Raw genomic sequence first — 11,266 nt, 5'->3', positions numbered from 1 at the left:
TGCATTACGGCAACCAAGGACAGTAGTTATGTGGAAAAATATGGGGCTGACTGGCAAGATTATTGTTGCTATGGTGCTGGGTATTATACTGGGTTTATTTATAAACTATTCGGGATTGAATGCCGAAGGTAGCTTTGTTAATACTTATATCACCAATGGGTTTTTTGCCATTATCGGTAAGTTATTTGTTAACTCGCTAAAAATGCTGGTTGTGCCCTTGGTACTTATCTCGCTTATCTGCGGGGTTTGTGGCATCGGTGACATCCGCTTGCTTGGTCGTATCGGTACAAAAACCTTTTTCATCTATATGATGACAACGGCGCTAGCGATTGCGACTGCCATTGGACTTGGCGTACTCTTTGGTATCGGTAAAGGCATGGATATCAAAACGGATGCGGCGTTTGAAGCGCAATCTGCACCGCCACTGCTTGATGTGTTCTCCAATATTATCCCATCAAACCCCATCAGTGCGATGGCGAATGGTGATATGTTATCGATTATTTTCTTTGCTATCTTAATCGGTATCAGTATCTTGATGGTTGGCAAACCTGCCAAGGGTTTGGTGCAAAGCTTAGAGCTTATCAATGAAGTCATCTTAAAGATGGTGACCATCATTATGAACCTTGCCCCTTACGGCGTGTTTGCGCTGTTAGCAAAAGCCATGTCTGAGCTTGGTTTAGACCTTATCTGGTCGCTACTTGGTTATGTCGCGGTATTGGTTGGCTCGCTTGCTTTTCACTTCTTTGTAACCATGATGATTGTGCTAAAGCTAGCTTCAGGCTTATCAGTAAGAACCTTTTTAACAAAAATGCGCGAAGTACAAATTTTTGCTTTTAGTACCTCAAGCTCAAACGCGACGATTCCAATTACCTTGCGTACGGTTACCAAACGTATGGGCGTCAATAATTCTGTCGCTTCGTTTACCGTGCCATTTGGTGCCACCATCAACATGGATGGTACAGCTATCATGCAAGGGACGGCGACCATCTTTATTGCCAATATCTATGGTATTGATTTGGGCATAACCGAATATCTGACTGTTATTTTAATGTCGGTACTTGCCTCTGTCGGTACAGCAGGCGTTCCTGGTGTTGGCTTAATCATGCTATCGATGGTATTTGCGCAAGTGGGCTTACCTATCGAAGGCATTGGTCTTATCTTAGGGGTTGACCGTATCCTTGATATGTTACGTACTGCCGTCAACGTCGGCGGCGATGCTGCTGTGACCGCTATCGTAGCGAAATCAGAAGGCAAAATGGATATCTCGGTTTATAACGATCCTGATGCTGGTTCAAAAGACGTATTCGATGGTCATATCGATGAAAACAGCGAACGCGAATTCTCTGAAGTCTTTAGCGATGGCATTATGGGCAGTGAATACGACGATGTTAAGCGTGATTAAATGAAACGTGGCTAGCTTTAATACAAAATAGCCAATGATAAAAGTTTAGAAATAAAAAAACCTCAGTTCACAATCGGCTGAGGTTTTTTTCCGTCTTGAATAAGGTTTTTGAAATTCATACCAACACTTTTTAACCAAACACATATTTCGTCAGCATCGCCATACAAACCAAAACAATCATCGGACGAATCAGTTTACTACCACCTTTAACGACCATTTGCGAGCCAAAATAAGCACCTATCGTCTGCCCTACCATCATTGCCAGTCCCACTTTCCACAACACATTACCGCCCAAAATAAAGAAAATGAGCGAGCCAATATTGGTGGACAAATTCAGCACCTTTGCCGCTCCCGTTGCTTCAATAATTTGGCGACCACGTAGCGCCACATTTCCTAAGGCAAAAAACATCCCCGTACCCGGTCCGATATAACCATCATAAAAACCAATCAAAGGTGCTACTACTTTTTGCCACTTGCTTTCTGAGATGCGCGGTGCGGCTTCCACTTCACCCAGCCTTGGGGCAAATAAGGTATAAATACCAATCGCCGCAATCAAAAACGGAATCAGCTTTTCTAATAAATCAGGCGGCGACAACTGCACGGCAATCGTACCAAGAACAGAACCGATAAAAGCCGCGATAATCGCCGTTTTTATATTTTTCGGTTTGACGACACCTTTTCTAATCATAGTAATGGACGCCGCGAGTGCGCCTGATGCTGCTTGCAACTTATTCGTTCCCAAAGTTAGTACAGGGGGAATATTGGCAAGCAGCATGGCTGGAATGGTCAATAAACCACCGCCGCCCGCGATAGCATCGATAAAACCAGCCAGAGCGGCCACAACCGTCAACATTAAAATAATTTCGATAGAGAGCGATATGTCCATGACACCGACCTTGAAAATTTATGACACAAAAAAGCAAGCTTGAAAAAATCAGGCTCAAAATACATTGGTTGATAAAGTAGCAGCTATTTTTTTAATCTATACCACTCTTTCATCAATGCCAAACTGGATAGAAGGATTTGCTTAGAGGCGCTCATTATAAAGATAAAAATGTAAAAAAAGCCAAAAACCTAACAAAGTCTGCTAGATTTGTCATATCGGCTGTTTTAACAATATGTCCTTTGATAATCGTTGAGTCTTCAAGGAAGCAGCACAAAACCGTTAACGTATTTAATTGTTTATATGAATAAAATTGTGAGAAACTAGAGACACCTATTTGTTATATCAATCTATATCGCTATTAATGACTGTCGATCGCTTAACTATGCTGAGTAATCCTTAGCTGAACTAAGCAAATCTAAGCTTATTAAAGCCAAGCAGACTGAAGCAAATCAAATAACAATAGGTACTTGAAGTTTTTGAATGATTTAGCACGTTTTATTTAGTTAATGAGGATAATATGGCAATACAAAGAGTCAAAGCATTTTTCAACCTCGAGGCGTCAGGCGGCATTGTCTTAGCGCTGGCAGCTATCGCGGCAATGATTATTGCCAATACCCCTCTGAATACTTGGTATGAATCCTTTATTCATGCTCCCGTTGCCATTCAAATCGGTAGCTTTGCGATTGCAAAAGACGCCCACCATTGGATTAATGATGGTCTGATGGCAGTGTTCTTTTTCTTAGTCGGTCTTGAGCTCAAGCGTGAAGTGCTCATCGGCGAGCTCTCAAACGTCAAGCAAATTATCTTACCCGCTGGCGCCGCATTGGGCGGCATGATTATGCCTGCCATCGTTTACCTGCTCTTTAACTATAATGAGCCTGAGTTTTGGAAAGGTTGGGCGATTCCTGCGGCAACTGATATTGCTTTTGCCCTTGGTATCTTAAGTCTACTTGGCAATCGCGTGCCAAACTCACTAAAAGTGTTTTTGGTCTCTATCGCTATTTTCGATGATATTGGCGCTATTCTTATCATCGCTTTATTTTATACCAATGACTTGTCGCTTGGATCACTGGCTGTCGCTGGGTTATGTTTGCCGTTCTTGTACCTGCTCAATCGCCGTAACGTTACCAGTATCACCCCTTATATATTGATTGGGGTCATCATGTGGGTTGCCGTACTAAAATCTGGTATCCATGCAACACTAGCTGGGGTGGTACTCGCCTTATTCATTCCGTTATTTGATCGCACGGACCCTGAACACTCCCCACTTGAAGAGCTTGAGCACGACTTACAAAACACCGTATCCTACGGAATTTTGCCATTATTTGCCTTTGCCAACTCAGGTATATCGCTCAAGGGCGCAGGCTTTGCGGAGCTATTTCATTCCGTGCCATTGGGTATTGCCGCTGGACTGTTCATCGGTAAGCAAATCGGCGTGATGTTCATGTGCTGGTTAATCTTTAAACTTGGCATATCAACCATGCCAAAAGGTATGAATTTCAAGCAAATCTACGGTGCGGCGTTACTTTGCGGCGTTGGCTTCACCATGAGCTTGTTTATCGGTGGCCTTGCATTTGGCGGCGCCACGCCACTATTTGATGAACGTCTAGGTATCATTATGGGTTCAATCGTTTCTGGTGTTGCTGGTTATCTGATGCTAAAAGCCACTCTAAAAGACGATGTTAACAACACCTCTGTCGACTTAACGCAGCACTCATAATGACTGATAGAGCGACTTATTTAGTAAGTCGCTTAATTGGGTAATGAAAAGCAGTTACTAAAGAGTGACTCATAGATATGGATTCCATCAATATTACTAAAAAAAACACTAAAGCAAATGCCGCCAGCTCTTGCGAAGACAACAATCCTCATCAAGCGCATGTTGAATCTTATCAGCGTCATGGGCGCACGACGGCGATTGACGATCATAGTGATCTGCAAGTATTAAAGCGTATCAAGCGCTACTTACTACCAAAAGACTTTGTTATCTCGCAAGATTTATTACAGGAAATGGTTGCGGGTTACGAGATCGGTGATCCAGTGGCAGATGCGTTAGCTGCTGACGGTATTCGTTTTGTAAAGCCCTTGCATCAATTTATTATCAGCGACAGTAGTAGTAGCAATAGCAGTAACTTTGACGCCAACCTTACAAACAACCCTGCATTTAACGCCTTGACCGAGCAATTTAGCAGCCACCCTGCTTGGTATGATCCCAAGCTTGCACAAACTGGTGCAGTCGCTTATCGCCGTTATCCGTTGATGCTAATTTGGCTATTGCGTAACGTGGCGCTAATGGCAGGCTATAGTATTCCTGCCCTCTCCCTGCCGCTCATTCAAACGGGAGCATTGATGCACGATGCCCTACCGCGTTTGATGCGTACTTACGCTTATATCCTTGCCGTCTCTGAGCATCCTCCATTACACAAGTCAAATATGAGCGCAGGCACTCAGCATCAGCCTATCGAGGAGGTATTGGCGATTGGTTCAGAAGGATGGCGGCAATCTATCAAGGTGCGGCAGATTCATACTCTAGTGCGGCAAAACCTGCTCAAAGGTAAAGGCAATGCAGCTAAGGGTGTCATATCTAGTGCCGACCAGCACCATAATCCAGATGGCAGTTGGAACAAAGCATACTGGGGTATTCCAATCAATCAGACCGATATGATTGCTACCCATTTGCAATTTTCACTGTTGATTATGCGCGGTTTACGACTGCTTGGCGCCCGTATCAGTACTGAAGAAGCGGAAGGTATCCTGCATCTATGGAATCTTGCCAGTTATTGGATGGGCGTTGATTTAGAGCGCTTACCAAAGGACGAAGCCGCCTGTTGGGAATGGCTCTATACCTATTTATCGATTCAGCAGCTTGATTTTAAAATGGGACAGCCATTAGCAAAAGCGCTGCATGATTTGCCGCGGCAACTGATGGGCGAGGACAATCGCCGTGGACGTTTCGTTGAAATGGTCAATGCCAGCGTCACCCGTACCTTGGTCGGTGATGATATCGGCGATGGACTGGATTTGCCAAAATCAAAAATTCGTTTTGGTGTCTTATCGTCAGTGCCAATTCTTTTTGCGCTCGATACAGCACGTCAGCACAATCAAACGGTGGCTGAAAAGCTAGAAGCCTTCCGCGCCAAACGCCAAGACAATATGAACTGGTGGCTTAAGAAAAATGACGATTACTATAAATAAAGTATGATAAATGCAGACAATTTAAGGAGAAAAACCACTCTATATTACATAAAACTAATAACAAATGATATTTAGATAATCTCAAAACCATAACTAGAAAGCATATGTCGAATATTATTAGTAGCAAATAGAATATGTTAAACCATTATCAACGGCGTCTACAATAACTATAATAAATCCGCAAAAGACGCGCTTGGTTTTACACAGAGAATGGTTCTACTTTAGATAATTCAGTCCATAACCTCAACTGTCTTACGTGTTAATTACGCGTATTTTGGATGCGGTAATACCAATCAAGCTGCCGATCAAAGCCCGTTTCCAACAAGCTGGCAATGACGCGTCCTGTCAGACCCCAAACCGTTTCACCATCAACCTGCCAGCTTGGTGTGAGAATGGTCGCAGTCTGATCTTGCATCATATACTCTACCGCATATTCTACCGTAGGTTGAGTCAGTAACGTCTCAAAATCTGCCCAAAAAATACGCGAGATTTCACCAAGCTCAGGCACTAACAATAAATCTGGCGCAATCAGCGCCACAATAGGACGCACGCTCATACCGCTTTTGGAGGTCTGAATCGGTAATTGACCAAGCAGTTGGACTTTACTAGGCGGTAATGCGGTTTCTTCACAGGCTTCACGCAAAGCAGTGACGACATTATTACCATCGCCGGCGTCATGTTTACCGCCTACACAAGAGACTTCGCCGGCATGACTGTTCATATGAGCGGCGCGGCGCGTCAGTAGCAGCTTGGGATGACGTTCATGGGTAATAGCAACCAATACCGAGGCATCGGCAATGGGTGTCTGATATAAGCTATCTAAGATGCGAGCGCTACGAGAAGTATTAGAGCCGTCGCACAGCGCCGGACTGGTAACGGCATTTAAGGTTTCATGCTGCACTCGTTCCGCCAACTTCCGAATCGTAGGATAGCGAATAAAGTCTGGCACAGCGACTGAAAAGTCATCAAAACGTAGCGACTGCGAGGGGAGTAACATTATTATTGCCCTATATTTTTATCAGTATGAAGCATCAATGCAATTGACTATAAATAGCAATCAAATATAAATATTGCCTAATCAAGTATCAATGTCAAAAACCAAATATTTTTAGGATATGCTCGTGGATAAGATTTTTTCATTAAATAAGATGCAGGGCAAGATTGATGATTGCCCGCAAAGATTGCCATTAATCATTATCGCCATAGCTTGGGTTGGCGGTACGTTTGCCACTGCCATACTGGCGCTATTAGGCAATTGGCAAAATGTCGCCATGATTTTGGGCTCATTTGGTGCCAGCTGCTTGCTTATTTTTGCTTATCCAGAGAGCCCCTTTGCGCAGCCTAGAAACATCGTTGGCGGTCATCTTATCACCACTTTCACAGGCTTATCATTTTTGACTTTGTTTGGCATTGAATGGTGGAGCTTATCGCTTGCAGTCGGCACGGCGATTGCGCTGATGCTATTACTGCGCGTACCGCACCCACCGGCTGGATCCAATCCATTAATCGTAATGCTTGGCGGCGTCAAATGGCATTTTTTAATCACCCCTACTCTGGTCGGTGCGCTTGCCTTGGTAGTGGTCGCCCTCATTTATAATAATATCGGTCGCGGCCGTCATTACCCGCGTTACTGGTAAAGCTACTCTTCAAGGTAAAGCTATCATTCAATAGTTAGCATGAGTCTAGCCTAGCGCAATCTGACTAAAGCTGCATAGAATTTATGTGACTGGGCTGGGTTAAGCTGCGTTATCCGTTGCGCTTAACAATGCATTTATTAATAAACGCATTGTTAAGCGCAAGCAGTTGTGCAAACCTGTAGGGTTTTTATTATCACTGCCAGTGCGATGAGAATTTGTGTTATCTTAGGCTTAACGGCTATTATCAAATAAAATTCGATAAGCTAAAGTCATACTATTTTATAAAACAAGAATTATAATTCTTAAAATACCGAACACCTTTTTCTCATTTCTCCTTTTCATTATATAAGGCAGTTGATATGCGCTATTGTCTACAATGCGGTCATCAAGCAGAACGCAAAATACCAGCCACCGATAATATCCCGCGCTTGGTATGCCCAAATTGCAATTATATTCATTATGAAAACCCAAAAGTCATTTGTGGCTCATTGGTCGTCTATAAACACCGTGTGCTGCTATGTCGCCGCGCGATTGAGCCACAATATGGTTTATGGACGCTGCCCGCAGGCTTTATGGAAAATGGCGAAACCATGGCAGAAGGCGCAGCTAGGGAAAGCTTTGAAGAGGCAGAAGCGGTCGTTACCAATCCGCATTTATATTGCCTCTATGATATTCCTGATATCGGGCAAATATATAGTATTTATATCACCGAGCTAAAAGACGGTGCTTACGGTATTGGCTCCGAAAGTCTAGACTGCGCTTTATTCACCGAAGAAGACATTCCATGGGATAAGCTTGCCTTTGAAGCCGTACGCCGTACTTTAAAAAGCTATTTTGCCGACCGTCAGCAATACGATAATCATGAGGATTTTCCCATTCATCAAGATATGATTGGCAAAGACCAGGCGATTAAGCGCTATTAATCCAGCTTTTAAAAATACTACCCGCAATAAAAACCGCCGCTTTCAATATAAATACTGAAAGCGGCGGTTTTTTATACAGATATTAATTTGCTATAACTTATTTTGCGATAAGTTAAAAAACTAGCTTTTAATCTTACAGACTTTAAAGCCAAGCTCTTGTACCGCTGCTTCTTTATCATAAGGCGCTAGTACCGCACGTACATGCTTTTGCCCTTGCAGGTATTGCTTAGCAACACGTTGTAAATCCTCCACGGTTACGGCCAATATTGAGGCACGCATTTTACGTTGCCAGTCGACACCGCGATGATGCAGATTGGCAAAGCAGGCTTTGACCGCTTCACCTGCTGGAGAGCCTGGTTTATCCATACCTGAGATGATACCTAAGATAGCTTCTTCTAATTGCTCATCGGTTTGCGGCTCATTCAATAGCCATTCGATACTGGCATCAAAATGCGCAAAGGTCTCAGCACACTGCGGATCGCGGTAGCTAAAGAACTTAAAGGCACAAGCATTGGCATCGTAACCTGCACCGCCGCCATAAGCACCGCCGCGCTCACGGATGGCACTATGCAAGTAACCATTACGCAGATAAGGCGCTAGTACCATCAAGGCTGCTGTATCAGGATGGTCGGCTGCTGGCACGGTATAAGCACTGGCATTGTGATAGACGTTGGTCGGCACCAGCCATGCCAAATCTTCAACATCGAGCGCCACACCACTTTCTATTGCTTTGACCGCGTCTTTCTCGCCATTTAACGCCGCATCAAGTTGTAACTCAGCAAACTCGCTTGGGATATTGTCTTCAATACCCGCCTCAGAGTTTGTGATTTTTTCAGCAATTTTTGGCGCTTGGCTGTCTTTCCAGCTATCCACAATTAAGCTACTTAAGCGTTCAGTTTGCTCCGCTTCACAAATGATAACCGCATGCTTAGGCAGACTAATCAGACGTTGATGTAAATCCATCAAGCTGGTTGCCAGTTTATCCCACTGCGCATCATCCGTACTGGCATGGGTTAGGAATTCTTTTAGCGCGTTCAATGCTGGCAGACCACTGCGCACATATTCTAATTGCGCTTGGCGACTCATGCCGCGACTGGCGGTTTGCATCGCATAAGAATGTCCAGAACCGGCAAGGTTTGATTGCCAACCTGCTTGACGCTGCTGCAAGATTTCTTTGATACGATCATGCTCACTAAAGATACTGTGTTCCATGACTTCTTTGAGCAAATCAATCGCTTCAGGTTTACGATTCAGCGCACGCGTTGCCACCACAAAGTAGCTGCTAATCGCTTGGCTGTCGCCGATATTGGTACGCTGACTGATACGCGCCGTCACGCCTGATGAATGCGCGGCTTGCTTGGCTTGCATTTCATGAGCGCTTAACGAGTCGGTACCGAGCTCAGATAATAAGCTTAAGTAAATAGGCAATAGCGGATGATTAATCACTTCATTAACGGGTAGCTCGCTTGTATCCTGATTACCAATCGCATCGGTCAACGGCACAATTACTTGATAATAATACAAGCCATTGGTACCTGCCTCATATTCAAATAAGGTGCTATCTTGGCCGCTTAAAGTTACTTGTTTTTGTGTGCCTTGTTTAAAGCTGATATCCGTAGGCACATCTTCTAAGCCAACTTTTGGCAATAAGCTTAAATCATCAGGCGCTGCTTGGCGCGCTGCCAAATCAAGGGCTTGTTGTTTTAAGATAGCTTTATCATCAGCGGTCAAATCCATCGCAATCGTATCAAGACGGGTTTGTTCAGCGGCTGCAAGACGTGCTGTTTTTTCGCTGTCAGGCGTCATAGTGACACGCACACGGTGTTGATTATCTAACAAGTGCTGCTTAATTAAATTCGGTAACCACTGTGCGTCTTTTACTTGTTCACGTAGCCACTCTAAATGCTCGTCCACTTCCCACACATCGATAGGGTTGCCATCATGAATCGCCGTACTAAAGCCTTCTAGCATGAGATTTAGACCATAAGGCATGCTATCACCGCCGATATGGCGTTGATCAATCTCGATTTGATGCAAGATAGTTTCAATGGTTTCATCATCAATCGGCTTGCTCGCGACCTCTTTAAGCAAATCAATAATACCCTGCTCTACCGCTTCGGCATGCTCAGGGTTTGAACCACGCAGACCGGTATAAAAGACCATTTCATAATGACTGTCATCGAGTCCCAATAGCGGACTTGGCGCCTTACCGAGTGGATGGCTATCTAGATACGTGCGCAATGGTGAACCAGCATGCTCAACCAAAACGCCTTCTAATAGACGCAATGCCAAACGCTGCTTTGGATCGGTAATTGACGGCAATAACCACGCCACCACATGATGGGTTTGGTCAGGACCAGCTTCGTCAGCGGTATAAGTGTCAACCGCGCTAATCGGTGCAGACAGACGCTGTTCTGGACGCGATACGTGTTTTTTGCCCGCTTCAAATTGAATCAAGGCATCTTCATGGATTTTCGCCTGCGTCTCAGCGACTGGAATATTACCAAAGCTCATAATCACACTGTTTGATGGGTGATAATGGCTTTGATGAAATTCAACCAGCTCATCATGAGTGAGGTCTGGAATATCAGCAGGATCACCGCCTGAATTATAGTGATAGGTCGTCGTTGGGAACAAATGATGGGCAACCGTATGATATAACTGGTCAATCTCGCCACTCATCGCGCCTTTCATTTCATTAAAAACGATACCCTTAAACTGCGGCTTATCATTTTCGTCTAACTCGACGCGAATGCCTTCTTGGGCAAAATCAAGCGGATGGATATTGGGGAAAAATGATGCGTCAAGATAAACGGCAAGCAAGTTAAAGTAGTCGTTTTTATTTTGCGTGGCATACGGATACGCCGTCCAATCGGCAGCAGTCATCGCATTCATAAAAGTGTTTAATGAACGTTTAATCATTGAGAAAAACGGATCACGGACGGGGAATTTCTCAGAGCCACATAAGGCCACGTGCTCTAAAATATGTGCTTCGCCTTTTGAGTCCATTGGCTGAGTGCGAAAGCCAACCAAAAAGGCATTTTCATCACTCGGATGCGCCAAATGGTAATGCATGGCCCCAGTCTTAACATGCTGACTGATCAGCACATCCATCGATAGCGCCTCAATGTGGCGATGCTCAATCAGCTCAAACGCTGGATGTAGCGTTAAATCTGCAGTAAATGGCGTGTCAGTCATAGTGTTCCTTATCAATGATAATATA

At 44.3% G+C, this 11,266-nt stretch carries 8 protein-coding genes; 5 read left to right on the top strand and 3 right to left on the bottom strand.

Going from position 1 to position 11,266, the window contains the following annotated elements:
* Window positions 1–28: 28 nt before the first annotated feature.
* Complete coding sequence (locus tag FHS24_RS07175) at window positions 29–1,402, top strand: dicarboxylate/amino acid:cation symporter (RefSeq protein ID WP_183620211.1); 1,374 nt, start codon at window positions 29–31, stop codon at window positions 1,400–1,402.
* Window positions 1,403–1,532: 130 nt separating this feature from the next.
* Here FHS24_RS07175 and FHS24_RS07170 read toward each other — a convergent pair whose 3' ends face one another.
* A complete protein-coding gene (locus FHS24_RS07170; RefSeq protein WP_183620209.1) occupies window positions 1,533–2,288 on the bottom strand; it encodes a TSUP family transporter in 756 nt (251 codons plus the stop codon).
* Between the two features lie 517 nt (window positions 2,289–2,805).
* Between FHS24_RS07170 and nhaA the strand changes: the two genes are divergently transcribed.
* Complete coding sequence (gene nhaA / locus FHS24_RS07165) at window positions 2,806–4,008, top strand: Na+/H+ antiporter NhaA (protein ID WP_183620207.1); 1,203 nt, start codon at window positions 2,806–2,808, stop codon at window positions 4,006–4,008.
* A gap of 77 nt (window positions 4,009–4,085) precedes the next feature.
* Entirely contained in the window at window positions 4,086–5,483 is a 1,398-nt protein-coding gene (locus FHS24_RS07160; protein WP_183620205.1) for an oxygenase MpaB family protein, read from the top strand.
* Window positions 5,484–5,742: 259 nt separating this feature from the next.
* Here the strand turns inward: FHS24_RS07160 and FHS24_RS07155 are convergent, their stop codons facing one another.
* Window positions 5,743–6,480, bottom strand: a complete 738-nt coding sequence (locus FHS24_RS07155) for an NUDIX hydrolase (protein WP_183620203.1) — start codon at window positions 6,478–6,480, stop codon at window positions 5,743–5,745.
* A 118-nt stretch (window positions 6,481–6,598) separates the two neighbouring features.
* Between FHS24_RS07155 and FHS24_RS07150 the strand changes: the two genes are divergently transcribed.
* Together FHS24_RS07150 and FHS24_RS07145 are read left to right on the top strand one after the other, a co-directional pair.
* Window positions 6,599–7,120 (top strand): HPP family protein, encoded by a 522-nt coding sequence (locus FHS24_RS07150; protein WP_183620201.1) that lies wholly within the window; start codon window positions 6,599–6,601, stop codon window positions 7,118–7,120.
* Between the two features lie 359 nt (window positions 7,121–7,479).
* Window positions 7,480–8,043: an NUDIX hydrolase gene (locus FHS24_RS07145; RefSeq protein ID WP_183620199.1), complete on the top strand. Its 564-nt coding sequence runs from the start codon at window positions 7,480–7,482 to the stop codon at window positions 8,041–8,043.
* Between the two features lie 120 nt (window positions 8,044–8,163).
* On the opposite strand, the gene FHS24_RS07140 is transcribed toward FHS24_RS07145, so the two are convergent.
* Window positions 8,164–11,241, bottom strand: a complete 3,078-nt coding sequence (locus FHS24_RS07140) for an insulinase family protein (protein ID WP_183620196.1) — start codon at window positions 11,239–11,241, stop codon at window positions 8,164–8,166.
* Window positions 11,242–11,266: the final 25 nt, after the last annotated feature.

The sequence above is a fragment of the Psychrobacter luti genome, assembly GCF_014192115.1.
Classification (GTDB): Bacteria; Pseudomonadota; Gammaproteobacteria; order Pseudomonadales; family Moraxellaceae; genus Psychrobacter; species Psychrobacter luti.
The sequence above is the reverse complement of the archived record's forward strand: the minus strand, read 5'-3'. Positions and strand labels throughout refer to the sequence as shown.